24 protein-coding genes, 1 pseudogene and 2 riboswitches are annotated in these 26,813 nt (G+C 63.6%); of the genes and pseudogenes, 19 read left to right on the top strand and 6 right to left on the bottom strand.

From position 1 onward, the window contains the following. Positions 1 to 226, bottom strand: a 226-nt coding sequence (locus tag B3849_RS14765) for a TetR/AcrR family transcriptional regulator (RefSeq protein WP_286780390.1), incomplete at its 3' end; no start/stop codon positions are given. Between the two features lie 519 nt (positions 227 to 745). On the opposite strand from B3849_RS14765, the gene B3849_RS14770 reads away from it, so the two are divergent. The 5 genes from B3849_RS14770 to B3849_RS14790 all read left to right on the top strand — a co-directional run bounded on the left by B3849_RS14770 (position 746) and on the right by B3849_RS14790 (position 8,325). Beyond that, a complete protein-coding gene (locus B3849_RS14770; RefSeq protein ID WP_037953941.1) occupies positions 746 to 2,959 on the top strand; it encodes an NADP-dependent isocitrate dehydrogenase in 2,214 nt (737 codons plus the stop codon). Between the two features lie 216 nt (positions 2,960 to 3,175). After that, positions 3,176 to 4,660, top strand: coding sequence for a phosphomannomutase/phosphoglucomutase (locus tag B3849_RS14775; protein WP_132998165.1), 1,485 nt, complete (start codon positions 3,176 to 3,178; stop codon positions 4,658 to 4,660). A 91-nt stretch (positions 4,661 to 4,751) separates the two neighbouring features. Continuing rightward, positions 4,752 to 5,876, top strand: a complete 1,125-nt coding sequence (gene gmd, locus B3849_RS14780) for a GDP-mannose 4,6-dehydratase (protein WP_278424663.1) — start codon at positions 4,752 to 4,754, stop codon at positions 5,874 to 5,876. A 4-nt stretch (positions 5,877 to 5,880) separates the two neighbouring features. Next, positions 5,881 to 6,849 (top strand): GDP-L-fucose synthase, encoded by a 969-nt coding sequence (gene fcl / locus B3849_RS14785; protein WP_286780391.1) that lies wholly within the window; start codon positions 5,881 to 5,883, stop codon positions 6,847 to 6,849. Between the two features lie 54 nt (positions 6,850 to 6,903). Next, the gene (locus B3849_RS14790) at positions 6,904 to 8,325 is read left to right on the top strand and encodes a mannose-1-phosphate guanylyltransferase/mannose-6-phosphate isomerase (RefSeq protein WP_286780392.1); all 1,422 of its coding nucleotides are present in this window, start codon (positions 6,904 to 6,906) and stop codon (positions 8,323 to 8,325) included. 75 nt (positions 8,326 to 8,400) lie between these two features. Here the strand turns inward: B3849_RS14790 and B3849_RS14795 are convergent, their stop codons facing one another. Together B3849_RS14795 and B3849_RS14800 are read right to left on the bottom strand one after the other, a co-directional pair. Further along, on the bottom strand, positions 8,401 to 8,946 hold the full coding sequence (locus B3849_RS14795; protein WP_005850072.1) for a biotin transporter BioY: 546 nt from the start codon (positions 8,944 to 8,946) through the stop codon (positions 8,401 to 8,403). A gap of 95 nt (positions 8,947 to 9,041) precedes the next feature. Continuing rightward, complete coding sequence (locus B3849_RS14800; protein ID WP_286780393.1) at positions 9,042 to 10,850, bottom strand: cobyric acid synthase; 1,809 nt, start codon at positions 10,848 to 10,850, stop codon at positions 9,042 to 9,044. A 167-nt stretch (positions 10,851 to 11,017) separates the two neighbouring features. Further along, a riboswitch (cobalamin riboswitch) is annotated at positions 11,018 to 11,235 on the top strand. 94 nt (positions 11,236 to 11,329) lie between these two features. Here B3849_RS14800 and B3849_RS14805 point away from each other — a divergent pair. Genes B3849_RS14805 through cobJ form a run of 7 tightly spaced genes read left to right on the top strand, consistent with a single transcriptional unit; the run spans position 11,330 to position 19,230 of the window. Further along, entirely contained in the window at positions 11,330 to 11,710 is a 381-nt protein-coding gene (locus tag B3849_RS14805) for a DUF1636 family protein (protein WP_132998159.1), read from the top strand. Further along, positions 11,707 to 12,741 carry a cobalamin biosynthesis protein CobW gene (gene cobW / locus B3849_RS14810; protein WP_009825395.1) on the top strand — a complete coding sequence of 345 codons (1,035 nt, stop codon included), beginning with the start codon at positions 11,707 to 11,709 and terminating at the stop codon, positions 12,739 to 12,741. Before B3849_RS14805 ends, cobW begins: the two co-directional genes overlap by 4 nt. A gap of 6 nt (positions 12,742 to 12,747) precedes the next feature. Beyond that, positions 12,748 to 16,008: a cobaltochelatase subunit CobN gene (cobN, locus tag B3849_RS14815; protein ID WP_286780394.1), complete on the top strand. Its 3,261-nt coding sequence runs from the start codon at positions 12,748 to 12,750 to the stop codon at positions 16,006 to 16,008. Next, entirely contained in the window at positions 16,005 to 17,147 is a 1,143-nt protein-coding gene (gene cobG / locus B3849_RS14820; protein WP_278425177.1) for a precorrin-3B synthase, read from the top strand. Before cobN ends, cobG begins: the two co-directional genes overlap by 4 nt. Continuing rightward, on the top strand, positions 17,148 to 17,777 hold the full coding sequence (locus tag B3849_RS14825; protein WP_005850082.1) for a precorrin-8X methylmutase: 630 nt from the start codon (positions 17,148 to 17,150) through the stop codon (positions 17,775 to 17,777). A 2-nt stretch (positions 17,778 to 17,779) separates the two neighbouring features. Beyond that, positions 17,780 to 18,496 (top strand): precorrin-2 C(20)-methyltransferase, encoded by a 717-nt coding sequence (locus B3849_RS14830; RefSeq protein WP_278425176.1) that lies wholly within the window; start codon positions 17,780 to 17,782, stop codon positions 18,494 to 18,496. After that, positions 18,493 to 19,230 carry a precorrin-3B C(17)-methyltransferase gene (gene cobJ, locus B3849_RS14835; protein ID WP_278425175.1) on the top strand — a complete coding sequence of 246 codons (738 nt, stop codon included), beginning with the start codon at positions 18,493 to 18,495 and terminating at the stop codon, positions 19,228 to 19,230. Before B3849_RS14830 ends, cobJ begins: the two co-directional genes overlap by 4 nt. Here the strand turns inward: cobJ and B3849_RS14840 are convergent. Continuing rightward, entirely contained in the window at positions 19,206 to 19,955 is a 750-nt protein-coding gene (locus B3849_RS14840) for a cobalt-precorrin-6A reductase (RefSeq protein ID WP_278425174.1), read from the bottom strand. The two genes, cobJ and B3849_RS14840, sit on opposite strands and share 25 nt — an antisense overlap. Between B3849_RS14840 and cbiE the strand changes: the two genes are divergently transcribed. From cbiE to cobF, 7 genes are all read left to right on the top strand, one after another. Further along, positions 19,954 to 21,150: a precorrin-6y C5,15-methyltransferase (decarboxylating) subunit CbiE gene (gene cbiE / locus B3849_RS14845; RefSeq protein WP_278425173.1), complete on the top strand. Its 1,197-nt coding sequence runs from the start codon at positions 19,954 to 19,956 to the stop codon at positions 21,148 to 21,150. The two genes, B3849_RS14840 and cbiE, sit on opposite strands and share 2 nt — an antisense overlap. Continuing rightward, positions 21,147 to 21,506 (top strand): cobalamin biosynthesis protein, encoded by a 360-nt coding sequence (locus B3849_RS14850; RefSeq protein WP_037941326.1) that lies wholly within the window; start codon positions 21,147 to 21,149, stop codon positions 21,504 to 21,506. Before cbiE ends, B3849_RS14850 begins: the two co-directional genes overlap by 4 nt. Further along, complete coding sequence (gene cobM, locus B3849_RS14855) at positions 21,503 to 22,288, top strand: precorrin-4 C(11)-methyltransferase (RefSeq protein ID WP_037941160.1); 786 nt, start codon at positions 21,503 to 21,505, stop codon at positions 22,286 to 22,288. Before B3849_RS14850 ends, cobM begins: the two co-directional genes overlap by 4 nt. Then, positions 22,285 to 23,610, top strand: coding sequence for a cobyrinate a,c-diamide synthase (locus B3849_RS14860; protein ID WP_278425171.1), 1,326 nt, complete (start codon positions 22,285 to 22,287; stop codon positions 23,608 to 23,610). The genes cobM and B3849_RS14860 overlap by 4 nt, the downstream gene beginning before the upstream one ends. Next, positions 23,607 to 24,323: a uroporphyrinogen-III C-methyltransferase gene (cobA, locus tag B3849_RS14865; protein WP_005850092.1), complete on the top strand. Its 717-nt coding sequence runs from the start codon at positions 23,607 to 23,609 to the stop codon at positions 24,321 to 24,323. The genes B3849_RS14860 and cobA overlap by 4 nt, the downstream gene beginning before the upstream one ends. Positions 24,324 to 24,351: 28 nt before the next feature. Then, a riboswitch (cobalamin riboswitch) is annotated at positions 24,352 to 24,565 on the top strand. 72 nt (positions 24,566 to 24,637) lie between these two features. Continuing rightward, a complete protein-coding gene (locus B3849_RS14870; protein ID WP_037966862.1) occupies positions 24,638 to 25,321 on the top strand; it encodes an energy-coupling factor ABC transporter permease in 684 nt (227 codons plus the stop codon). A 61-nt stretch (positions 25,322 to 25,382) separates the two neighbouring features. Further along, complete coding sequence (cobF, locus tag B3849_RS14875; RefSeq protein ID WP_278425170.1) at positions 25,383 to 26,135, top strand: precorrin-6A synthase (deacetylating); 753 nt, start codon at positions 25,383 to 25,385, stop codon at positions 26,133 to 26,135. Positions 26,136 to 26,144: 9 nt separating this feature from the next. Here the strand turns inward: cobF and cueR are convergent, their stop codons facing one another. Together cueR and B3849_RS14885 are read right to left on the bottom strand one after the other, a co-directional pair. Next, on the bottom strand, positions 26,145 to 26,531 hold the full coding sequence (gene cueR / locus B3849_RS14880; protein ID WP_005850098.1) for a Cu(I)-responsive transcriptional regulator: 387 nt from the start codon (positions 26,529 to 26,531) through the stop codon (positions 26,145 to 26,147). 20 nt (positions 26,532 to 26,551) lie between these two features. Beyond that, positions 26,552 to 26,813: pseudogene (locus B3849_RS14885) on the bottom strand (heavy metal translocating P-type ATPase); the annotation flags it as partial.

A 26,813-nucleotide genomic window follows, 5' to 3' on the forward strand; every position in this document is an offset into this window, starting at 1 on the left:
CCCGCCGTTTCAGCACGGTCACGAAAAGCTCTTGTTTAGTACCTCCGTGAAAGCCGACCACACCCAGCGTGACTTCGGCTTCGCGCGCGATCCGGCGGATGCTGACCGCATCAAAGCCAAGCTCGGCGAAGCACCGCTCTGCCGCGTCGAGCACGCGTTCGCGGGTGATCTCGCCGCGGGCGACGCGACCATCCTTGCTTGTGCCGTCTTCCTTTCGGTCCGTCATGACACCCCGGTCCCTCTGATCAGGCCATCAAGGTGCATGACCTGCGCGTTGCGCGGTCCGGCAGTGGTCACACATGCCCCGCGACTGTTATTATTGCGGCGCTTCAGCATTTTTTACAAACTTTATCAAAAATCAAAGTAAACCAGTTCGTTGCCTCGGGATTTGGGTGCGCTTAGCGACATCGGCTTTGGTTTGCGACCAAGAATTGCACCGAATCACCTGTTACCAGAGGGCACACCCCCCTGATGGTTGAACAAATAGGCAGCGTGACACGGTATGGGTTCATTGCCCGCACTTACCGCGTGTGTGAGCGTTAACGGCATCAACCACGCTCTGCCCAAGGAGAGGTGAGTGATTCGTTTTGCAATGCTGCGGGGGGCGCTATGTGGTGGCTTGGGCATCGCCCTGCGCGTTTCGCCGCCGCTGGTCGCAGTTTCGCGGCCTTCGCGACGCGGGGGAGGTGGATATTTCAAACTAAGTGTACTATCGCATACCAAACTTCAGGAAAGGCTGGATACCATGGCTGAGACACAGACACCCGACATCATTTACACGCAGGTCGATGAGGCCCCCGAACTGGCAAGCTATTCGCTGCTGCCGATCATCCGCAGCTTTGCCGATGCGGCAGGGGTTTCTGTGGGCACCCGTGATATCTCTTTGTCGGGGCGTATTCTGGCGGCCTTCCCCGACGCGCTGACCGAGGCGCAAAAACAGTCCGACGATCTGGCGATCCTGGGCGATCTGGTGAAAACGCCCGACGCCAATGTGATCAAACTGCCGAATATCTCTGCCTCGGTGCCGCAGCTGGTGGCCGCGATCAAGGAATTGCAGGGTCAAGGCTATGCGCTGCCTGACTATCCCGAAGCGCCAAGCACCGACGCGGAAAAGAAAGCCCGCGCGGCCTATGACGCGATCAAGGGCTCTGCGGTGAACCCCGTTCTGCGCGAAGGCAATTCGGACCGTCGCGCGGCCAATGCGGTCAAGAAATACGCGATGGCGAACCCCCATTCGATGGGCACATGGTCCAAGGACAGCAAAACCAAAGTATCGTCCATGTCGGGCGGTGATTTCTTCTCGAACGAGAAATCCCTGACGCTGACCGAGGCGCAGGCCGGCGCGGCCAAGATCGTGCATGTTGCCGCCGACGGGACCGAGACCGTGTTGAAGGATGGCGTTTCTTTCCCCGCGGGCACTGTGGTCGACACCACCTTCATGTCTGCCAAGGCGCTGGACACATTCCTGGCCGAGCAGATCGAAGAGACCAAGAAAGACGGCACGCTGTTCTCGTTGCACATGAAAGCGACGATGATGAAAGTGTCGGACCCGATCATCTTTGGCCACGCGGTGCGGGAATATCTGAAGCCCGTCTTTGACACATACGGTGACGAGCTGAAAGCGGCGGGTGTGAACCCGAACGCAGGCATCGGCGACATGATGGAGCGGATCAAGGACAATGCCGAGATCACCCAAGCCGTCAAAGACGCGATGGCGGCACGACCGCCGATGTATATGGTGAATTCCGACAAAGGGATCACCAACCTGCACGTGCCATCCGACGTGATCATCGACGCGTCCATGCCCGCGCTGATCCGCGCTGGCGGCAAGGGCTGGGGCCCCGACAACAAGGAACACGACACCAACTGCGTGATCCCTGACAACTCATATGCCCCCGTCTATGAAGAAAGCATTAATTACTTCAAGGAAACCGGCGCGCTGGACCCGACGACCTCGGGCACTGTGCAGAACATCGGTTTGATGGCGCAGAAGGCCGAGGAATACGGGTCGCACCCCACCACGTTCGAGATCCCCGCTGACGGCACCGTGAAGATGATCGCCGCCAATGGCGACGTGATTTCCGAGCACAGCGTAGAGGCGAACGACATCTGGCGCGCGGCATCAGCCCGCAAGGCCCCGATCGAGGACTGGGTGCAGCTGGCCATCGACCGTCAGAAAGCCGAAGGCTGCGAGGCGATCTTCTGGCTGGACGAGAACCGCGCCCATGACGCAGAGCTGATCGCCTATGTGAAGCCGATCCTTGAAGCCAAGGGCGTGGCCGACAAGTTCCAGATCATGTCCCCCGCCAAGGCCACGCGCCAGACGCTTGAGACAATCCGCAAGGGCGAGAATTCGATCGCGATCACCGGCAACGTGCTGCGCGACTATCTGACCGACCTGTTCCCCATTCTGGAACTGGGCACCTCGGCCAAGATGTTGTCGATCGTCAAGCTGATGCAGGGCGGTGGCTTGTTTGAAACGGGTGCCGGCGGGTCTGCCCCCAAGCACGTGCAGCAGCTTGTTGAAGAAAACCACCTGCGGTGGGACAGCCTGGGCGAGTTCTGTGCGCTTGGGGAAAGCCTCAAGTTCCTCGCGGACCAGAAGGACAATGCCAAGGCCGCCGTCCTGGGCAAAGCCGTAGATGCCGCGACCCAAGGCATTCTGGACAACAACAAATCGCCATCGCGTAAAGTGGGCGAGCCGGACAACCGCGCCAGCCACTATTACTTTGCCCTTTACTGGGCGCAGGCGCTGGCCAGCCAGAGCGACGATGCCGCATTGGCTGAACATTTTGCCCCCATCGCCGAAAAACTGGCGGCGAATGAGGACAAGATCATGGCAGAGCTGGCAGAGGTTCAGGGCAAGCCTGTCGATCTGGGCGGGTATTTCCATTCGGACCCCGCCAAAACCGAAGCGGTGATGCGCCCCTCGGCCACGTTGAACGCCATCATCGGCTAAGGCACCACAGCATCGCGACCTATCCGCCCCGTCCTTTTGCAAAAGGGCGGGGCGTTTTCTTTGGGAACCATTCGCAGGCACTGCCGGTTGTTTGACCGGCACCTTGCCGCCCCGTCGGCAACAAACCGTCCCGCGCCCTTGCTGTCAGTTGATCCCTGCACGCATTCCTTCTATCGAAGAGGGCAGTATTTTAACGCTGATAGATCAGGATATTTCATGACCAAGCCGTTGCCCAAAGTCACGCCGAACACATGGGAATTTCTGCGCGACCCCATGATCGCCCCCACCGGTTTTCGCGAATATGACGCGCGCTGGCAGTACCCCGAGGCGATCAACCTGCCGGGCATCACCGCGCTTGGCCTTGGTCTGGGCACGCAGATGCAACAGCGCGGGATCGAGCCCGTTATCGCTGTGGGCAATGATTACCGCGACTATTCCCTATCGATTAAAAATGCGCTGATTTTGGGCCTGATGCAGGCGGGTATTCACGTTAAGGATATCGGCCCCTGCCTGTCGCCCATGGCCTATTTCGCGCAGTTCCATCTGGATGCGCCAGCGGTGGCGATGGTCACCGCCTCGCATAACCCCAATGGCTGGACCGGCGTGAAGATGGGCTTTGAACGCCCGCTGACCCACGGCCCCGACGAGATGGCCGAACTGCGCGATATCGTGCTGGAAGGGCGTGGCGAACAGCGCGACGGCGGCAAGTATGAATTCGTCGACGGTGTGCGCGAAGCCTATCTGGATGATCTGGTGGGTGACTTCAAAATGACCCGTAAGCTCAAGGTCGTCTGCGCCACGGGGAACGGCACTGCCGCCGCCTTTGCGCCCGAACTGTTCCGCCGTCTGGGGGTCGAGGTGGTCGATAGCCATAACACGCTGGATTATACGTTCCCGCATTACAACCCGAACCCCGAAGCGATGGAAATGCTGCATGATATGTCCGACAGCGTAAAAGCCTCGGGCGCGGATTTCGCGCTTGGGTTTGACGGCGACGGCGACCGCTGCGGCGTGGTGGATGACGAGGGCGAAGAGATTTTCGCCGACAAGATGGGCGTCATCATGGCGCGCGATCTGTCTGCGATTTACCCCAACAGCACCTTTGTCGCCGATGTGAAATCGACCGGGCTTTATGCCTCTGACCCTGTTTTGCAGGCCAATGGCGTTACGGCGGACTATTGGAAAACCGGCCACAGCCACATGAAGCGGCGGGTCAAACAATTGGGCGCGCTGGCGGGGTTCGAGAAATCGGGCCACTACTTTCTGGCTGAACCCATCGGGCGTGGCTATGACTGCGGCATGCGCGTCGCGGTCGAGGTCTGCAAACTGATGGACCGCAACCCCGATATGAAGATGTCGGACCTGCGCCGCGCCCTGCCCCACACATATTCCACCCCCACCATGTCGCCCTACGCGTCGGACGAGGACAAATACGATATCCTCGACCGGATCGTCGCCAAGTTGAAAGACGTGACCGAGTTGGGCGGCCGCCCCGTGAAAGAGGTCGTGGCCGTGAATGGCGCGCGGGTGATCCTGGACAACGGCAGCTGGGGGCTGGTGCGCGCCTCTTCGAACACGCCGAACCTTGTGGTGGTCTGCGAAAGCTCTGAATCCGAGGAAGAATTGCGCGCGATCTTTGCCGATCTGGACGCGGTGATCCGGACAGAGCCGGAGGTTGGCGACTACGATCAAACCTTCTGATTGCATCAAGACTCGCCAGAATCCTTTAAGTTGAGTAAATGTTGATGTGTCTGCCCCCTCGGGCAGGCACATTTTTCGTTTAGGGGCCCTGATGGTTAAACGCGCGCTGATCACCGGTATCACCGGTCAAGACGGGTCTTATCTGGCGGAGTTGTTGCTGGACAAAGGATACGAGGTGCACGGGATCAAGCGGCGGTCGTCATCTCTTAATACGCAGCGGATTGATCATATTTATCAAGACCCTCACGAGGATGACCCCGATCTGATCCTGCATTATGGTGATCTCACCGACAGTTCGAACCTGACGCGGATCATGCGCGAGGTGCAGCCGGACGAGGTCTATAACCTTGGCGCGCAAAGCCATGTCGCAGTGAGTTTCGAGACGCCCGAATATACGACAGAGGTGAACGCCAATGGTGCCCTGCGGTTGTTAGAGGCGATCCGGTTTCTGGGGTTGGAAAAAAAGACCCGTTTTTACCAAGCATCAACTTCTGAGCTGTATGGCTTGGTCCAAGAGACACCACAGACGGAGGAAACCCCCTTTCACCCGCGCAGCCCCTATGCGGTTGCCAAGATGTACGCCTATTGGATCACGGTTAATTATCGCGAGGCCTATGGGATCTATGCCTGCAACGGCATCCTTTTTAACCACGAAAGCGCCCGCCGTGGCGAAACCTTTGTCACGCGCAAGATCACGCGCGGCTTGGCCAATATCGCGCAGGGGTTGGAGGGGTGTCTTTATATGGGCAACATCGACGCGCTGCGCGATTGGGGGCACGCCAAGGATTACGTGCGCATGCAGTGGATGATGCTGCAGCAGGACGTGGCAGAGGATTTCGTGATCGCCACGGGCGTGCAGTATTCCGTGCGCCAGTTCATCACATGGTCGGCAGCAGAGCTTGGGATCACGCTGCGGTTCGAAGGGACGGGCGTGGATGAATATGCGGTTGTCGATAGCGTCATCGGGGGGGATGCCCCCGCGGTCAGCCCCGGCGATGTAGTAATGCGCATTGATCCGCAGTATTTCCGCCCCGCCGAGGTGGAGACGCTGCTGGGGTCGCCGGCGAAGGCGAAGAAGAAACTCGGGTGGGAACCGCAAATCACCGCGCAAGAGATGTGTGCAGAGATGGTGGCGAATGACCTTAAGGTCGCACGACGCCACGCGCTGTTGAAAGAGCACGGGCTGGATCTGCCGATCCCGCTCGAGAACGGGTAGGCCCATGCGGAAGATCTATATCGCAGGGCATCGCGGCATGGTCGGCGGGGCGATCTTGCGGCAGTTGCAGGCGCGAAAAGATGCTGGGGAGGCGTTGGAACTGGTGACGCGGACCCATACAGAGTTGGACCTGACCGATCAGGCAGCGGTGCGTGATTTTATGCGTTCTGAGGCGCCGGATGTGGTGATCCTCGCCGCGGCCAAGGTCGGCGGGATCATGGCGAACAATACATATCCGGCTGAGTTTATTTACGAAAACCTGATGATCGAATGTAATGTGATCCATCAGGCGTTCGCGGCGGGGGTTCAACGGCTGCTGCAACTGGGCAGCTCTTGCATCTATCCGCGTGACGCGGCGCAGCCGATGGCCGAAAATGCCCTGCTGACCGGCCCGCTAGAGCCCACGAACGAGCCCTACGCCATCGCCAAGATCGCGGGCATTAAACTTTGCGAAAGTTATAACCGGCAATATGGCGTGGATTATCGCAGTGTGATGCCAACGAATCTTTATGGGCCGGGGGATAATTTTCATCCGCAGAACAGCCATGTTTTGCCCGCCCTGATCCGCCGTTTCCACGAGGCCACGCGCGACGGGGCGACAGAGGTGGTGATTTGGGGCAGCGGCAAACCGATGCGGGAATTTCTGCATGTGGACGATATGGCGGAAGCGTCGCTGTTTGTGCTCGACCTGCCGCGTGATGCCTACGCTGCGCAGATGCACCCGATGCAAAGCCATATCAACGTGGGCACGGGCCGCGACATCAGCATCGCGGCGCTGGCGCAGATGGTGGCGGAGCTGACGGGGTTCAAAGGGCGGCTGGTGTTCGACACGTCGAAGCCAGACGGGACGATGCGCAAGCTGATGGATGTCTCGCGTCTGGCGGAAATGGGGTGGCGCGCGCGGATCGATCTGAAAGACGGGCTTCGGGAGACGTATGATTGGTTTTTGCGACAGGATCACCTGCGCAGCTAAATCTAAAGTATTTGATTAATCTCTCGTTAGAATTTTTCAGATTAACTGCCTCTCATGATGCACGCTATTCTCCTTTGCGGCGGGTCGGGGACGCGTCTTTGGCCCCTGTCGCGCAAATGCTACCCCAAACAGTTTGCCAAGCTGATGGGGGATGAAAGCCTGTTCCAGATCTCGGCTAAGCGTCTGACCGGCCCCGGATTCGCCCCTCCGATTGTGGTGACGGGCGACCCGTTCCGGTTCATCGTGACCGAACAACTGGCGCAGGTAGAACGGGCGGCGCAGGCGATCCTGATCGAACCGGAGGGGCGCAATACCGCCCCTGCGATCCTTGCCGCGGCGCTGTATATTGCGCGCAGTGACGCGCAAGCGCTGATGCTGGTCGCCCCGTCGGATCATGTGATCCCCGACTGCGATGCTTTTGCCCAGACCGTGCAAGCCGCGGTGCCGCGCGCGCAGGCCGGTGATCTGGTCACCTTTGGCATCACGCCTACGCGGGCCGAAACGGGCTATGGCTATCTTGAGCTGGCCGAGGGGGCGGATGCGAGTGCCAAAACCCCGCAACCCCTTGCGCGCTTTGTCGAAAAGCCGGATCGCGCACAGGCGCAGGGGATGTTGCAGGCGGGGAATTTCCTGTGGAACGCCGGGATCTTCCTGTTCACGGCGCAGACGATTATTGCGGCCTATCAGACCCACGCGCCCGAGATGGTGCGCGCGGTGCGCGCATCGCTTGACGGGGCGACCTCTGATCTGGGGCTGACCCGTCTCGCGCCCGAGGCTTGGGGCCAAGCCGATGATATCTCTATCGATTATGCGATCATGGAAAAGGCGGATAACCTCGCGGTGATGCCGTTCGCCGCCGGATGGTCCGACCTGGGCGGCTGGGATGCGGTCTGGCTGGAAAGCGGGCCTGACGCGGCGGGAAATGTCTGTTCTGACAATGCCACGGCGATTGATTGTGCGGGCACGCTGCTGCGGTCCGAAACCGACGGGTTGCAACTGGTCGGCATCGGGCTGGACAACATCATCGCCGTCGCCATGGGCGATGCGGTGCTGGTGGCGGATAAATCGCAAGCGCAGCGGGTGAAGGAAGCGGTTGATGCGCTCAAAAGGCGGGATGCCAGCCAAGCGGTCCAACTGCCGCGAGATTACCGCCCGTGGGGCTGGTATGAAAGCCTTGTGATCGGCGGGCGGTTTCAGGTGAAACGCATCGTGGTAAACCCCGGTGCGGCCCTGAGCCTGCAAAGCCATCACCACCGGTCGGAACATTGGATTGTGGTCGAAGGCACCGCGAAAGTGACCGTGGATGACACCGTGAAACTGATCAGCGAGAACCAGTCGGTCTACATCCCGCTCGGGTCCGTGCACCGGATGGAGAACCCGGGAAAACTGCCTATGGTGCTGATCGAGGTGCAGACCGGCAGTTATTTTGGCGAAGATGATATTATCCGCTACGAGGATGTCTATGCGCGGGGGTAAGGCTTCGTCTGTCTTGGCAACGAAAAAAGCGCCCCCCTCTAGGGGCGCTTTCGCTGTTCTAGGCTTTGCGTCGGATCAGCTGCGCGACAGGACGCTGGCGGGGCGCGCTTTGGCCAGACCGCTGGTAATAAAGCCTGCAAGCACCGCTTTGATGATGTCACCGGGGATGAACACGGTCACCAGCGCGGCGGATTCCAGCAGTGATTTATCCAGCGCGATCGACAGGCCGATGATCCCGAAGATATAAAGCACGACGATCCCGCCGATGACCGAGGCAACCGCTGCAACGATGGTCAGCGAGGGCCCGTACCATTTTTCGACGATCAGGCCGGTGACGAAAGCCGCCACGGGGAAGCCGATCAGGAAGCCCGAGGACGGCAGCATGAAGGCACCCAGCCCCCCGTTGCCACCGGCCAGAAGCGGCAGCCCCAAAGCGACCAGCAGCAAGAAGAGCAGCACGGCCAGCGCGCCGCGTTTGGCCCCCAGCACGGTCCCGCAAAGCATGATGCCCAAGCTTTGCGCCGTGATCGGCACGCCGAAGCCAAGCGAGAATTTCGGGATCAACGCAAGTGCTGCAATCAGGGCAGCGAACAGCGCAACGAGGGTCAGGTTACGTTCCATAACAAAGGGTCCTTTGCGTAAATTTGACGGCATGTATCCCCGCGATCACAAAATTAAGCAAGCGTCGTGATCGTGACCAAAGGTCAGCGCGGGTGTTATGCAACCGGTGCGGCACAGGCCAGCAGGGCGGACACGTCCAGATGGGTTTCCATATGGTCGGCCAGCGCGTCGAGCGTATCTTCCACGGTCTGACTGTAGGAGGTCGGCCCTGCCCTCAGCCCCAGTTGCGCCAACCAGGCACTGCGGAAACTATCGTTGGTAAAGAGCCCGTGCAGATAGGTGCCGGTGATCTTGCCATCGCGCGACCCTGCCCCGTCGGGGGTGCCGTTGATATGCGCGAAGGGCGTGGCGCAATCGGCCCCCACCGTCTGCCCGATGTGGATTTCATAGCCGTCGATCTGCGTGCCCGTTGCGGCATGGTCGGCGGTGACGCGGGTCAGGGTCTTGTCCGGGGCCATGCGGGTTTCGACATCCAGCAGGCCCAGCCCCTCTTCGCGGCCCGCAGGTCCCTCGAAGCCCTGCGGATCCTCGATAAACCGGCCCAGCATCTGGTAGCCGCCGCAGATTCCCAGCACCGCGCCGCCGCGCCGCACATGGGCATAAAGGTCGATGTCCCAGCCTTGGGCGCGCAGGAAAGCCAGATCGCCGCGGGTGGATTTCGTGCCCGGCAGGATCACCAGATCGGCGTCGGCGGGCAGCGGCGTGCCGGGGGGGACCATGGTCAGCCGCACCGAAGCCTCCGCCGCCAGCGGGTCGAGGTCGTCGAAGTTCGAGATGCGCGAGAGCATGGGGCAGACGATGTGGAACCCGCCGTCGGAGGGCGCGCGCGACAGGTCCACCGCGTCTTCGGCGGGCAGCAGATGCGCGTTGGCAAACCACGGCAATGTGCCGAACCCCGTCCAGCCGGTGCGGCGTTCAATCTCGCGGTAGCCGTCGTCAAAAAGGCTGACATCGCCGCGGAACTTGTTGACCAGAAAGCCGGTGATCATCGCCGCGTCTTTTGGGTCCATCACCACTTGGGTGCCCACGATCTGGGCGATGACGCCGCCGCGGTTGATGTCTCCGGCCAAGACAACGGGTACACCTGCGGCGCGGGCAAAGCCCATATTGGCAAGGTCGTTCTGGCGTAGGTTCGTTTCAGCCGGGCTGCCCGCTCCTTCAACGATGATCAGATCGGCGCTTTGCCCGAGGATTCCGAAGCTTTCGAGCACGGGAGCCATTAACCCTGCGCGGGCCTTGCTGAAGTCACGCGCTTGCAGGGTGCTATGGCGCTGCCCCTGCACGATCACCTGCGATCCGCTGTCGGTTTCGGGCTTCAGCAGGATGGGGTTCATATGCACCGACAGGGGCCGCCCGCAGGCCATCGCTTGCAGGGCTTGGGCGCGGCCGATCTCTCCGCCGTCCTCGGTGACGGCGGCGTTGTTCGACATGTTCTGCGGCTTGAANNAGCCCATATTGGCGATGTCGCCCGCGCGCAGGTTGATCTCCGCCGGGGATCCCGCGCCTTCGACGACCACGATATCGCACCGTGCGGAAAGGCGACGATAGCTCTCCATCACTTCGCCCAGCAGGGCACCCCGCGCCTGTCTGAAAGATCCCGAACCCAGCGTGCCGCGCATCCTGCCATGGACCACGAGTTGCGAGGTATGGTCGGCCTGCGGCTTGAGCAGCACGGGATTCATGTCGACGTGCAGCTCCGCCCGCGCGGCCACGGCCTGCAACGCCTGCGCGCGGCCGATCTCGCCCCCTTCGGGCGTGACGGCGGCGTTGTTGGACATGTTCTGCGGCTTGAACGGCGCGACGGAAAGCCCCCGACGCGTGGCCGCGCGGCACAGGCCCGCCACCAGCATCGATTTCCCCACATTCGATCCGGTGCCCTGGATCATGATGGCGCGGGTGGGCATGGCGGGACCTCGTGTTTTTTGTGCAGCCCTTGGTGTCAGCCTGCGGTGATCCCGTCAAGCATCCGCGGGCGGCCTCTGCGCATTGGTCGCCCGCGGGAAAATCCGCGCAAAGCGGGTTTGGCCCCTGCGTTATGACAGGCGCAGCTTGACAGGGGCGGGCAAATGACCAATGCAGGGCGTATGTTGGTTCCTGTCCCAGACAGGCGAAGAGGGAACGCGATACGCATTGATCCAGCCTTGGGTCAGCGCCAAGCGCAGCCGCCCCCGCGACCGTGACCGGAGAGAGCTTTCAACCACTGGCCCGCAGGCTGGGAAGGTGAAGGTTCGCAAGGCAAGCTGCCTTAGATCCGCAAGCCGGGAGACCTGCCAGCATAGTTTGTAACGGGCGAACGGGGTGTTTCGCGACTGGCCTAGAACGCTGTTCGCATGTCGTTCGCTGCTGGCGATCCCCCTTGGCCCATCGACGTATGAGGCAAGATATGACCACCACGGATCAACCGGTCACCGTCACCATCTGCACCACCTGTCGCGCAGGTCAGATCACCGCCGAGGACGCGCCGCGCCCCGGGCAACAGCTGTTTGACGCGCTGTCGGGGCATCTGCCCGACGGTGTGCAGCTGCGCGGAGCCGAATGTCTGTCGGCCTGTTCGCGGGGCTGTTCGATGGTCCTGTCGGGTGGCCCGTCGCGCTGGACTTATGTGTATGGCGATCTCGACACCGACGCGCATTTGTCCGATATCGTGAATGGCGTCACTGCCTATGCCCAGACCTCTGATGGCGTGGTGCCCTGGCGCGAACGCCCCGTGGTCTTCCGCAAACAATCCATCGCCCGCATTCCCCCACAGGAGCCTACCGAATGACCAACCTTACCAAAATCCCCGTTACCGTGATCACCGGCTTTCTGGGCGCTGGCAAAACCACCTTTATCCGTCACCTGATGGAGAACGCGGGCTCCAAGCGTCTGGCCGTGCTGGTCAATGAATTCGGCACCGCCGGTGTGGATGGCGACATCCTGAAATCCTGCGCGATTGACAATTGCCCCGCCGAGAACATCGTCGAGCTGGCAAACGGCTGTATCTGCTGCACCGTGGCCGATGACTTTATCCCCACCATCGAAGCGCTGATGGCCCTGCCTGAAACGCCTGATCATATCCTGATCGAGACGTCGGGGCTGGCGCTGCCCAAACCCTTGCTCAAGGCGTTTGACTGGCCAGCGATCCGGTCGCGGATCACGGTGGACGGCGTGATTACGCTTGCCGATGCCGAAGCCGTGGTCAGCGGGCAGTTCGCCCCCGATCTGGAGGCCGTGGCCGCGCAGCGCGATGCCGACGACAGTCTGGACCACGAAACGCCTTTGTCCGAGGTGTTTGAAGACCAGATCGCCTGCGCCGACATCGTGCTGCTGTCCAAGGCCGATCTGGCGGGCCCCGACGGGGTCGAGGCTGCGCGCAAGGTGATCGAGGCGCATGCGCCGCGCAAGCTGCCGATCATTCCGATGACCGAAGGCGTGATCGACCCGCGCGTTGTGCTGGGTCTGGAAGCCGCCGCCGAAGATGACATCGACGCGCGCCCCAGCCACCACGACGGGCATGACGATCACGAACATGACGACTTTGAAAGCGTGGTGATCGACATGGGCGAGGTCGCCGATGTCGCCACGCTTGAGGCCGCCGTGTTGCGCTTGGCGCGCGAGCAGAAAATCCTGCGCGTCAAAGGGTATATCGCCGTTCAGGACAAACCGATGCGTCTGCTTGTGCAGGCCGTGGGCGAACGCGTGCGCAGCCAGTTCGACCGCCCTTGGGGAGACATGCCGCGCCGCAGCCAGCTGGTTGTGATCGCGGAACATGACCACGTGAACGAAGCCGCGATCCGCGCGGTGCTGGAGGGCTAAGCCGCCATGCATGTCGTCTTTCGCGAAAGCCACGGACTGGACCAAAGCGATCTGCCCCAAGACCTGGGGCAGACGCCGGCGGATCTGGTGGTGCTGTCTTTTTCGGACAGTGATCTGGGGGCTTTCGCGGCAGGCTGGCATCGTGCGGAAGGGGGCTTGCCGTCGTTGCGGCTGGCCAATCTGGTCGCGCTGAAACATCCGTTGTCAGTCGATACCTATGCCGAACAGACCCTTGCGGGGGCCAAGGCGGTATTGGTGCGGCTGATCGGGGGCGAAAGCTATTGGCCTTACGGGCTGGCGACCTTGCAGGATATGGCGCGCAAACAGCAGATCGCGCTGGCGGTGCTGCCTGCGGACGGGCAACCCGACCCGCGGCTCGACGCGCTGTCGACGCTGCCGCATTCGACGTTAAGACGCTTGCAACATCTGTGCGATACGGGCGGCGCGGTGGCTGCGCAGGCGGCACTGGCGCAGCTGTCGCTGGCCGCAGGTCTTTACGCGGGGCCAGCCAAAGGGGCCAAGACCGTGCCGGAAGCGGGGTTCTACCGCCCCCACACCGGTGTGATCCCCGCGCCGGAACCCTCCGACAAGCCGCGCGCGATTGTGACCTTCTACCGGTCCTATCTGACGGCTGCCGATACCGATCCTGTGGATGCGCTGATCACCGCGCTCGACGCGCGTGGCTTTGACGCCGTGGGGCTATTCGCGCCCAGCCTCAAGGGGGACACCGCGCCGTGGATCGCGCAGCAGATCGCCCGGCTTGATCCGGCGGTGATCGTGAACGCCACCGCTTTCTCCGCCCAGCGCGGGCCGGATGAACCATCCGTTCTGGGCGCATCAGATTGCCCCGTGGTGCAGGTCGCCTTATCGACCGCGCGTCGGCGCGATTGGGCCGGATCAGAGCGCGGGCTGTCCCCCACCGATCTGGCGATGCATGTCGTCTTGCCCGAGGTGGATGGCCGTCTGTTCGGCGGTGTCGTCAGCTTTAAGCAGCCCGGCAAACGGGACGAGGCGCTGCAATACAGCCGTTTCGCCCATCGCGCCGACGCGAACCGCGTGGATTTTATCGCCGATCGCGTGCAGCGCTTGCACCAGCTACGGGTGCAGGACAACGCGGCAAAGTCTGTGGGGGTGGTGCTGTCCACCTACCCCGGCAAAGACTGGAACATGGCCCATGCGCTGGGGCTGGATGCGCTGGCTTCGTTGCAGAAGATGACAGCCGAGCTGGCGGCGCAGGGCTATGACGTGGATGCGCAGGACTTTAGCGATACGCAAACGGTTGCCAGCCGTCTTGGCACCGAAACGCTCCGCTGGCCGCTGGCAGAGTATGAGGCCGCGCTTGCAAAGCTGCCGCAGGCGTTGCGCGAAGACCTGACCGAAAGCTGGGGCGCGCCGCAGGATGATCCGCTGTTTCACGACGGGGCGTTCTGTTTTCCGGCGCTGCGCAGTGGCAAGCTGCTGGTCGCCTTGCAACCCGAACGCGGGGCGCTGGCCCAACGGGACGATGACTATCACGACCTGAGCCGCACGCCGCGCCCGGGCTATGTCGCCTTCTATCTGTGGCTGCAACAGCAGGCGGATGCGATGGTGCATGTCGGGGCCCATGGCACGCTGGAATGGCTGCCGGGCAAATCCGTCGCCCTGTCTGACGCCTGCTGGCCCGAGGCGCTGATCGGCCCGATGCCGGTGATCTACCCCTTTATCGTCAATGACCCCGGCGAGGCCGCGCAGGCCAAACGCCGTATCGGGGCCGTGACCGTGGGCCATATGCCTCCCCCGTTGGTGACATCGAAACTGCCCGATGCATTCGGACGGTTGGAACGGCTGCTGGATGAATACTCGACCGCGGACGGGCTGGACCCTGCGCGGCGCGACCGGCTGATCGCGGACATCCGAGCCGAGGCGCAGGGCCGCGGGGTTGAACAGGACCTCGGCCTTGATGCCAGCGCCAGTGCGGCAGAGGCGCTGACCCGCATCGACCGCTTCGTCTGCGACATCAAGGAAACGCAATATGGCGACGGGCTGCATGTCTTTGGCGCAGGCGATCATGGGACGGGCGAGATTGACGGGCTGATCGCGGCGCTGTCTGCGCGGTTTGTGCCCCCCGGCCCCTCGGGGTCCCCCTATCGCGGGCGCAGCGATGTGCGGCCCACGGGGCGCAACCTGTTTACCACCGATCCACGGGCCGTGCCCTCGCGGGCGGCCTATACCCAAGGGGTGAAGCTGGCCGAGGAATTGTTGCGCAAGCATTTGCAGGATCACGGCGACTGGCCCAAGGGGTTGGTCATGGACATGTGGGGCTCTGCCACCATCCGCACGGCGGGCGAGGAGTTTGCCATGGCGCTGCATCTGGCGGGTCTGTCCCCCCGCTGGGATGACGGCAGCGACCGTGTGAGCGGGTTCGACATTCTGCCGCTTGCGCTGTTGAACCGTCCGCGCATTGACGTGACCCTGCGCGTGTCGGGCCTCTTCCGCGATATGTTTCCCGGTCTGGCGCAGCTGTTCGAGACAGCAATTGCCAAACTGGCAGAGCGTCCCGAAACGGCGGCTGATAACCCCTATCTGGTGCAGACCCCGCGTGTCTTTGGCCCGCGTCCCGGCTCCTATGGCTTGGGGATCGGCACCGCGATGGACGACTATTCCGACGAAGCGCGCACGGCGGCGGGCGAGGCATGGCTGGCTGCGTCGTCCTACGCGATCGACGCGCGCGGAGAGATCACCTATGCCCGCGACGCGCTTGAGACGCAGCTGACGCGGGCCGATAGTTTCGTGCACCTGCAAGACCTGCCCGAGACCGATCTGCTGATGGCAGAGGATTACGCCGCCCATGAAGCCGGCTTTGCCGCCGCGATGCAGCGTTTGGGCAAGGGCGGGGCTGCCGCGCTGTACCATCTGGATGCCACCCGCCCCGACCAGCCTCGTGCCCGCACCCTGACCGAGGAGCTCGCCCGTGTGGTGCGCGCCCGTGCCGCCAACCCCGATTGGGCCACTGGCATGATGGCGCATGGTTTCCGCGGTGCCGCCGAGATTGCCGCGACGCTGGATCACCTTGCCGCCTTTGCGCATCTGGCGGGCGTTGTGCCGGACCATCTGTTCGACGCCATGTTCGATGCAACGCTGGGGCGCGATGATCTGGTCGACTTTATGCAGGACGCCAACCCGCAAGCGCTTGCTGCGTTGCGCGCGCGGTTTGATGCGCTGCACCGGGCGGGGCTTTGGACATCGCGCCGCAACTCTGTCCTCGCCGAATTGGGCACCCCCGCATGAGCGCGCCGCAGGTCTTTGGCTGGTGCCCCGGTGCGCTGCGGCCGATGATGTCGGGTGACGGCCTGGTGGTGCGGCTGCGTGTGCCGATGGGGCGGCTGAGCCCCGACCAGATCCGCCGCGTTGCCACGCTGGCGCGCACCCATGGCAACGGGATGATCGACCTGTCGGCCCGCGCGAACCTGCAACTGCGCGGGGTGACAACTGATAGCCATGCCGCATTGGTCGACGGGCTGCGCGAGATTGGTCTTGTCGATGCCGATCTGGCGGCAGAGGCGCGGCGCAATATCACCGTGACGCCGTTCTGGCAGGATGGGGACGACAGCCACCGCGTGGCGCAAGCACTGGCCCATGCGCTCTCCAGCGAAGACGCGCCCGACCTGCCCAGCAAGTTCGGCTTTGCGATCGATTGCGGAGCACGGCCTGTGCTGACGTGCACCTCTGCCGATATCCGGATCGAACGTAGCGCTGCTGGCCTGATCTGCCGGGCGGACGGGGCAGAGGTGGGGCAGTCGGTGCGCGTTGAGACTGCCGCAGATGCCGCACTGACGCTGGCCCGCTGGTTTCTGGACACCGGTGGCGTGACCGACGGGCGGGGGCGCATGGCGGCGCATATCGCGACGCGGGGGGCTCCGGTGGGCTCTGATACCGCCCCCCTGCCCACTGCGCCCGTCCCTGAGCCCGGTATGACCCCGCAAGGCACGCTTCTCGGGTTTGCCTTTGGCCAGACCACGGCGGAAAGCTTTGCGCAGCTGGCGGAGCTTGGTGCCCTGCGGCTGACCCCTTGGCGCATGGTGTTGATCGAAGGGGCCGCCCCCTCGGCTCCGCTGCCCGATTTCATCACCGACGCCCGCGATCCGCGCCGCCGTGTGCAGGTCTGCACCGGTGCCCCCGGCTGCCGTCAGGCCCTGTCGGACACACGCGATGCCGCCCGCGCCATTGCCGCGCATCTGTCGCCAGACAGCGACGACACGATCCATATCTCGGGCTGTGCCAAAGGCTGCGCCCATCCCGCCCCTGCCCCCGTTACGCTGACCGCCAGTCATGACGGGCATTTCACCCTTATCCGCCACGGGCGCGCGGGCGATCCGCCGCAAAACGCGCCGCTGACAGTGACCCAAATTCAAGACAGGAGGCTTTGAGTGCCCCACACCTACGAGACCAACGGTGCCGCGATCTATCTGGAAAGCTTTGCCACCATCCGCGCCGAGGCCGATCTGGCGCGGTTCACCCCCGATGAGGAACGTGTCGCCGTTCGGATGATCCACGCCGCCGGTCTGGTCGGGCTGGAAAAGCACGTACAGTTTTCTGAAAACATGGCGCAGATTGCACGGGCGGCGCTGGCGGACGGCGCGCCGATCTTATGTGACGCGCATATGGTGTCCGAAGGGATCACCCGCACGCGATTGCCCGCTGACAACCAGATCATCTGCACCCTGCGCGACCCCAAGGTGCCAGAGCTGGCGCAGCAGATGGGCAACACACGCTCTGCCGCAGCGCTTGAACTGTGGCGGCCGCATCTGGCGGGGGCCTTGGTGGCCATCGGCAACGCGCCCACGGCGCTGTTCCACCTGCTGAATATGCTCGAAGATCCCGACTGCCCGCGCCCTGCGGCCATCATCGGCTGCCCCGTCGGCTTTGTCGGCGCGGCGGAATCGAAAGAGGCGTTGATGCAGGATTTGCCCGTGCCGTCGATGATCGTGCAGGGGCGTTTGGGCGGCTCTGCGATTACAGTGGCGGCGGTGAACGCGCTGGCCACGTGGAAGGAATAACGATGGGCAAGGTCATTTGCATCGGGCTTGGCCCCGGCGATCCCGAATTGATGAGCGTCAAGGCGCACCGCCTGCTAACTGGCGCGCAGCACGTCGCGTTTTTCCGCAAACCCGGACGGCGCGGGCAGGCCCGCACCATCGTGGACGGCATCATCGCCGAGACGGCGGTGGAACATGCGATGGAATACCCCGTCACGACAGAGATCCACTTTAGCGATCCTGAATACAACCGTCTGCTGTCGGCCTTCTACGACGATTGGGCTGACCGTTTGACCGACCTTGCCCAGACCGAAGATGTGATCGTGCTCTGTGAAGGGGACCCGTTCTTTTACGGGTCGTTCATGCATCTGCACAGCCGCCTTCAGGACCGCGCCGAGGTCGAGATCGTGCCCGGCATCACCGGCATGTCGGGCTGCTGGACCGCGACGGGGCATCCGATCACCTGGGGCGATGATGTGCTGACCGTGCTCATGGCGACGCTGGACGAGGAAGAGCTGGCCACGCGGGCCGCTAATACCGATGCGCTGGTGGTGATGAAGATCGGGCGCAACCTTGAAAAGTTGAAGCGCGCACTGACCAAGGCGGGCCGCTTGCAAGACGCATGGCTGGTCGAGAAGGGCACGATGGCGGGGCAGACGGTGCAAAAGCTGACGGAAGTTCCGGCCGACGTGCCCTATTTCTCGATCGCGATCGTGCATGGTCAGGGGCGGCGGCCATGACCGGCTGGGTGCGCGTGGTCGGCCTTGGCCCCGGAGACGAGGCGCTGGTCACGCCAGAGGTGCGCGCCACCGTGGACGAGGCGACCGATATTGTCGGCTACATCCCCTATGTGCGCCGGATTGCCTCGCGCGACGGGCTGACCCTGCATGAAAGCGACAATCGGGTAGAGCTGGACCGCGCCGCACATGCGCTTGAAATGGCGGCGGCGGGACGGCGTGTTGTGGTGGTGTCTTCGGGCGATCCGGGGGTTTTTGCCATGGCCTCTGCCCTGTTCGAGGCGTTGGAGAAAGGCCCGGAAGACTGGCTGGCAATCGATATTCGCGTCCTGCCCGGCATCACCGCGATGCTCGCGGCGGCGGCGCGGTTGGGGGCACCACTGGGGCATGATTTCTGCGCGATCAACCTGTCGGACAATCTGAAACCCTGGTCGCTGATCGAAAAACGGCTGCGGCTGGCGGGGGAAGCGGGGTTTGCCATGGCGTTCTACAACCCGCGCTCTGCCTCGCGGCCGCATCAGTTCGCCACCGCGCTTGATATTCTGCGAAAGGCCTGCGGGCCGGAGACCTTGATCTCTTTCGCGCGCAACGTCAGCCACCCCGACGAGACATTGCGCACCGTCACACTGGCCGAAGCGACGCCAGAGATGGCCGATATGCGCACGGTCGTGATCGTGGGCAACGCCGACACCCGCCGCGTCGGGACACATATCTACACGCCACGGTCCGTCGTATGATCAAGCCACGCCAGGATATCGTCGAGCCGCGCAAATGTGGTGCGGGGGGGCACCGCGGGGCGCTGGATCATCAGCACCCGCAGCCCCAGTTCGCGCGCGGCGATAAGCTTGGCCTCGGCCCCCGCGCCGCCGGCGTTCTTGGCGATGATCAGCTTGGTCCCGTGGTCACGCAGCAGGGCGATGTCTCCGGCCACGTCGAAGGGTCCGCGGGCGAGGGTCACGGTCGTATGCGGCAAGGGCAGCGGCGCGGCGGGCTGGTCCACCAGCCGCAGCAGATAATGGTGCTGCGGATGGTTGGCAAAGACAGACAGCGCCTGCTTGCCGATGGCCAGAAAGACCCGCGTCGGCACCTGCGGCAGGGATGCGGCGGCGGCTTCGATACTTGGCAGATGGGTCCAATTGTCGGCGGCAGTCTCCGCCCACGGGGCACGCTCGAAAGCGGCCAACGGGATGCCTGCCTGCGTGCTGGCGGCATGGGCGTTACGGCTCATCTGCGCGGCGAAGGGATGGGTCGCGTCAATCACGCGGGTGATGTTATTTTGTGCTATGAAATCGAGCAATCCGGCCACGCCGCCAAAGCCACCCACGCGGGTGGGCAGCGGCTGCGCCACGGGGGCCGCCGTGCGTCCGGCATAGCTGAACAGCGCATCATCGCCACGGTCGGCCAGCGCGCGCGCGAGGCTGGACGCCTCTGTCGTGCCGCCAAGAATGAGGGTGCGCGTCATGGCTGATCCTGTTGCTGCCTGGGTGACCCTGATCGGTCTGGGCGAAGATGGCCTTGCTGGGCTGACCGATGCAAGCCGAAAGGCGCTGGCAGAGGCCGATGTGATCTTTGGCGGGGCGCGGCATCTGGCGCTTTGTGACGCGGGCGCGCGGGGGCGGGAATGGCCGTTGCCGTTCAGTGTAGAGCCGGTGTTGGAACATCGCGGGCGTGCGGTTGTGGTGCTCGCCTCGGGTGATCCGTTCTGGCACGGCGTGGGCGGTTCGCTGGCGCAGGTGCTGGACCCGTCGGAATGGCGCTGCTTTCCCGCGCCGTCCTGCATGACGCTGGCGGCTGCGCGGCTTGGCTGGCGGTTGGAGGAGGTCACGACCCTTGGCCTGCATGCTGCCCCGTTCGAGGTGTTGTTGCCCCATCTGGCCGACGGTGCGCGGCTGATCTGCACATTGCGCGATGGTGCGGCCCCTGCGGCGCTGGCAGACTATCTGACCGCGCAGGGTTTCGGCGCGTCCCGCCTGACGGTGATGGAGGCGCTTGGCGGTCCGCGTGAAATCGCGCGCGCGGCCGATGCCGCGACGTTTGACCTGAGCGACATTGCCGCCCCTGTAGTGGTGGCGATTGCGGTGTCGGGTAGCGCGGGTATCAGCCACGCGCCCGGACGGCCCGAGGCGCTTTTTGCCCATGACAGCCAGATCACCAAATCACCCATGCGCGCGTTGACGCTGGCCGCGCTGGCCCCCCGCGCGGGGGAGCTGCTGTGGGATGTGGGGGGCGGGTCGGGCTCTGTCTCTGTTGAATGGTGTCTGGCCGCGCCGCACGCGCAGTCCATCGCCATCGAGCCGCGCGAAGGCCGCTGCGATAACATCACCGAGAACGCCCGCCGCTTTGGTCTGGCGCGCCGGATGCGCTGCGTACACGGCACGGCCCCCGATGCGCTGGCCGATCTGCCCCTGCCCGCTGCGGTCTTTCTGGGGGGTGGCGCGTCAGAGGATGTCTTGCAGGCGATCTGGCGCAGGATCACGCCGGGCACGCGGCTGGTGGCGAATGCGGTGGCGCTTGAAACCCAAGCCTTGCTGATCCGCTGGCACGGGATGCACGGCGGGCAATTGCTGCGGATCGACTTGGCGCAGGCGGCCCCCTTGGGGACCATGCAGGGCTGGCACCCCAGCCGCCCGCAACTGCAATGGAGCGTGACCCGATGATCGTCGCGGGCATAGGATTGCGCGCGGATGCGACCGAGGCGGATTTACACGCGGCTCTTGCGCTGACGCGGCGCACGCCGGACACGCTCGCGACCCTCGCGATCAAGGTGACGCCAGCGCTACGGCGCTTTGCCGACAGTCTGGGATTGCCGCTGATCGAACTGTCGGAAGCCGATATCGCAGACATCCCGACGCGCACCGTGTCACCGCGCGTGCAGGCGCGGTTCGGGACCGGATCACTTGCCGAGGCCGCCGCATTGCGCGTTGCCGGTCGCGGTGCCAAATTGACGACCTTGCGTGTGGCCAGCCCCAATGGCATGGCCACCGTAGCTATCGCGGAAGGAATTGCCCCATGACTGTTCACTTTATCGGCGCGGGCCCCGGTGCCCCTGATCTGCTGACCCTGCGGGGGCGCGACCTGATCGCGGCCTGCCCTGTGTGTCTGTATGCCGGATCGTTGGTCCCGTCTGAGCTGCTGTCCTACTGCCCTGCGGATGCGAAGATCGTGAACACCGCGTCGCTGTCGCTGGACGAGATCATGGCAGAGATCAAGGCCGCCGATGATGCGGGGCAGGATGTGGCGCGGCTTCATTCGGGTGATCTGTCGGTCTGGTCCGCCATGGGCGAGCAGCTGCGCCGCTTGCGCGAGTTGGACATCGACTATGACATCACCCCCGGCGTGCCCGCCTTTGCCGCTGCCGCAGCTGCCTTGGGGAACGAGCTGACGCTGCCCGGTGTGGCGCAGTCGCTTGTTCTCACGCGGACCTCGGGGCGGGCGTCAGCCATGCCCGAGGGTGAAACGCTCGAGAATTTTGCCGCCACGGGTGCCACGCTGGCGATCCACCTGTCGGTACATGTGCTGGATGATGTGGTCGCGCGGCTCACCCCTCATTACGGAGAGGACTGCCCCGTCGCCATCGTCTGGCGCGCAAGCTGGCCGGATCAACGGGTGGTGCGGGCGACCTTGGGCAGCGTGATTGACGCCACCGACGGCGAACGCGGGCGCACGGCGCTGATCCTTGTCGGCCGCGCGCTGACGGCAGAGGAGTTCCGCGAAAGCTGTCTGTACGCGGGCGATTACGACCGCCGCTTCCGCCCCGTCGGCACAGAGCCGCGCTTTCCCGAGGGCACAGAATGATCGAGACAACGCAACTGCCCAAGGGCCTGATGATCTCGGCCCCGGCGTCGGGCACGGGCAAGACCACGTTGATGCTGGGCCTGCTCAACGCGCTCAGCCGGCGCGGCGTCGACGTGCGCCCGTTCAAGAGCGGGCCGGATTACATCGACCCCGGCTTCCACCGCGCGGCCTGCGGGCGGTCGTCCTATAATATCGACAGTTGGGCCATGGGATCGGGTGTGTTGTGCAATCTGATCGGCACCGCCCATGGCGGCGATCTGGCCCTGATCGAAGGGTCAATGGGGCTGTTTGACGGTGTGGCGCAACCGGGGGAAACCTCGAACGGGGCGAGCGCCGATATCTCTGCCATGACGGGCTGGCCGGTGGTGTTGCTGCTGGATGTATCGGGTCAGGCGCAATCGGCTGCGGCCACCGCCCTTGGGTTCAAGACGATGCGCCCGGATGTGCATGTCGCGGGTGTGGTGCTGAACAAGGTCGCCAGCCCCCGTCACGAGGCGCTGCTGCGTCTGGGGATGGAGCAGGTCGGCATCCCCGTTCTGGGCGCGCTGCCCCGACAGGGATCGGTCACGCTGCCGGAACGCCACTTGGGTCTGGTGCAGGCCGAGGAACAGCCCGAGCTGATGAAGCTGCTGGATGCGGCAGGTGATTTCATCGCGCAACATATCGATCTTGATCTGATCGTCTCTGCCGCCCAAGGGCGCAGTATTCCCGACGGGCCAGATGTGCTGCCCCCGCCCCCCGGTCAACGGATCGCTTTGGCCAAAGACGCCGCGTTTTCGTTCATCTATCCGCATTTGCTGGACCACTGGATCGCCGCGGGTGCGCAGGTGTTGCCCTTCTCGCCGCTGGCGGATGAGGCACCGGACGACAGCGCCGACATCTGCTGGTTGCCCGGCGGCTATCCCGAGCTGCATGCCGGACGCCTTGCCGCTGCCGCGCAGTTCCGCGACAGCCTGCAAAAGTTCGCCACGACGCGCCCGGTGCATGGGGAATGCGGGGGCTATATGGCGATGGGGGCCGGATTGGTCGACAAGGAAGGCGTGCGGCATCAGATGGCGGGGCTGCTGGGGCTGGAAACCAGCTATGAGAAGCGCAAGATGCATCTGGGCTACCGGCTTGCCACGCTGAACGCACCCGGCCCCGGCTATGACGCGGGCGCGCGGTTGCGCGGGCATGAATTCCACTACTCGACCATCCTGTCGCAACCAGACACGCCGCTGGCGCGGGTGGTCGATGCCAATGGGGCCGAAGTGCCCGAGACAGGCTCGCGCCGCGGCCACGCGACGGGCACCTTCTTTCACCTGATCGCGGGGGCGTCATGAGCGGCTTTGTCTCTTTCGTCTCGTCCGGTCCGGGTGATCCCGAGCTGCTGACCGTGAAGGCGGTAAAGCGGTTGCAAGAGGCCGAAGTCGTTCTGTTCGACGATCTGTCGGCGGGTCCGATCCTTGAACATGTCTCGCCCGAGGCGGATCTGATCGGGGTGGGCAAACGCGCCGGACGGCTGTCTCCGAAGCAGGATCACGTGAGCCGCCTGCTGGTCGAACACGCATTGACCGGCGCGCGGGTGGTGCGGCTCAAAAGCGGGGACGCGGGCGTGTTTGGCCGGCTTGAAGAAGAGCTGACCGCGCTGAAAGCGGCAGGCGTCGCCTTCGAGATCATCCCCGGTGTGACGGCGGCGTCTTCGGCGGCGGCGGCGGCGATGATTCCGCTGACACGGCGGCTGACCGCGCGGCGGGTGCAATTCATCACCGGCCACGGCGAATCGGGTGCCTTGCCCGAAGATCTTAACATGGCGGCGCTGGCCGACCCTACGGCGACCACGGTCGTCTACATGGGCCGCCGCACCTTTGCGGGTTTCGCCGCGCGGCTGATCGCGGCGGGCTTGCCCCCCTCGACCCCTGCCCTGCTGGCAGAGGCGGTATCGACCCCCGATCAAAAGCTGAGCCGCCACACGGTTGAAAGCCTTGCCCATCTGCCGCTAGATCCCGCAACGTCAGCGCCTGCGCTGATCCTTTACGGGCCTTTGACCGAATAGATGACTTGACAAAACCGGCCCGAAAATGACCACCTATTCCGGACGGTTCCCCGTGCGCCTTCGGGCAATCGGGGTGAAAAGGGAATACGGTGCGGTGCCAAAGCAAAGGTGCCAAATCCGGAACTGCCCCCGCACCTGTAAGTGAAGAGCAACCCGCATTGCCACTGGGCCAGACCGCCTGGGAAGGCGCGGCACGCATGGACGCACAAAGTCAGGAGACCTGCCGTCATGGGGATGATCCCCGATCCAACTGGCTGCCCCCCGGGGCGGCTTTCACATTATGCCGTCGGGGAAGACGGTAAGGAGACCTGAATATGCATATCGAACCCGAAGTCGTGACCGGCGCCAAGCTGGTCCTGTCCTATGGCACCGCCGCCGGTGCTGCGGCCTATACCGCGAAAACCGCAATGGACTCTGTCCGTGAGAAAGGCGTCGTGCCTTTTGCGGGCGGGGCCGTGGTGGCCACCGCGCTGACCTTTGTCTTTTTCCAGGTCTTCCCGCATTTCCCCGTGGGCGTGAGCGAAGTGCACCTGATCCTCGGGTCGACCCTGTTCCTGCTGTTCGGCGTGGCCCCTGCGGCTGCCGGTCTGGCGCTTGGTCTGCTGGCGCAGGGCGTGTTCTTTGCCCCCATCGACCTGCCACAATACACGATGAACGTCACCACGCTGCTGGTGCCTTTGTTCATGGTCTCGGCGCTGGCCAAACGCATCATCGCGCCCAACACCGCCTATGTTGATCTGACCTATGTTCAAGCGCTCAAGCTGTCGACCGCGTTTCAGGCGGGCGTTGTGGGCTGGGTGGCGTTCTGGGCCATCTACGGTCAGGGCTTTGCCGCCAGCAACATCGCCGCTGTGGCGAGCTTTGGCGGGGCCTATATGATGGTCATCCTGATCGAGCCTCTGGTGGATCTGGCCGTGCTCGCCGCCGCGAAAACCCTGCGCGATTTCGCGGGCAGCGCGCTGTTCACCAAACGTCTGACACAGACTGCCGCTGAATAATCCAAGACCCGACGCGGCCCCCTACTCTGCGGGCCGCGTCACCCCCTGCCGGAGCCTCAAGATGTTTACGCTTTCACTGATCGGCATCGGGTCCGGCAATCCCAAACACCTGACATTACAAGCCATCGACGCGTTGAATGCCTGCGATGTGATCCTGATCCCGTCCAAGGGCGCAGGCAAAGATGATCTGGCTGGCCTACGGCACGAGATTTGCGCCCAGGTGCTGCGGTCGGACGGGCCTGAAATTCACGAATTCACCCTGCCCAAACGCGACGCCGCCAACCCTGATTATCACGCGGGCGTCCACGATTGGCATGATGCCATTGCACAGGTCTGGCTGGCCGAGATGCAGCGCACCCTGCCCCAAGGCGGCCGTGTCGGCTTCCTCGTCTGGGGGGATCCGTCGCTGTATGACAGCACCCTGCGTATTGCGGAGCGGTTGCAAAAGGCCGTCACCCTCACCGTCGATGTCGTGCCGGGGATCACCTCGCTTCAGGTACTGACGGCGGGCCATGCGATCCCGCTGAACACCATCGGCAATCCCGTCACCATCACCACCGGTCGGCAGCTGCGCGATCATGGCTGGCCGCAGGGTGTGGATACGATTGCCGTCATGCTGGACGGCACCTGCGCCTTCGAGGTGTTGCGGCAGCACAGCGACATACACATCTGGTGGACCGCCTATGCCGGCATGCCGAACGAGCGTCGCATCGCAGGCCCGCTGGATCAGGTCTGCGACCGCATCATCGCAACACGGGCAGAGGCACGCGCCGCCCATGGCTGGATCATGGATATCTACCTGCTGCGCCGGTAGACACGCGCGCTACAGCTTTTCGAGCCGTTGCAAGATTGGGCAATCGGGTCGGTCATCGCCAGCGCATTCATGCACCAGATGGGTCAAGGTCTGACGAATATCTTGCAGGTCCGCGATCTTGCTTTCGATCTGCGCCAGATGTTGCTGGGCGATGGCACGGACATCGGCGCTGGCGCGATCCTGATCATCCCAAAGCGCTAACAGGTCGCGGCAATTCTCGATCGTGAAGCCCAAGGCCCGCGCACGGCCCAGAAACGTCAGCTTATGCACGTCGCTGTCGCAAAAGCTGCGATACCCGTTGGTGTCACGCGCGGGCGTGATCAGACCGATGTCTTCGTAGTAGCGGATGGTCTTGGCAGGCAGACCTGCGCTTTTCGACACGTCACCGATGTTCATGGACGTCTCCTTTCGTTGAATTAGGCGGTTGCTGCGGCGGCGATCCACCGCAGGCGCAGGGCGTTGAACAGGACAAAGACGCTCGACAACGCCATGGCGGCGGCGGCAAGCACGGGCGACAACAGCACGCCGAACAGCGGATAGAGCACACCGGCAGCAACGGGGATCAGCAGCGCGTTATAGCCAAAGGCCCAGAAGAGGTTCTGCCGGATATTGCGCATGGTGTGCTGGCTGATGTGCAGGGCGTTCACCACCCCTTGCAGATCGCCCGACATCAGCACC

Origin of the sequence: Sulfitobacter sp. UBA4523 (genome assembly GCF_002388305.1) — a bacterium.
Classification (GTDB): Bacteria; Pseudomonadota; Alphaproteobacteria; order Rhodobacterales; family Rhodobacteraceae; genus Sulfitobacter; species Sulfitobacter pontiacus.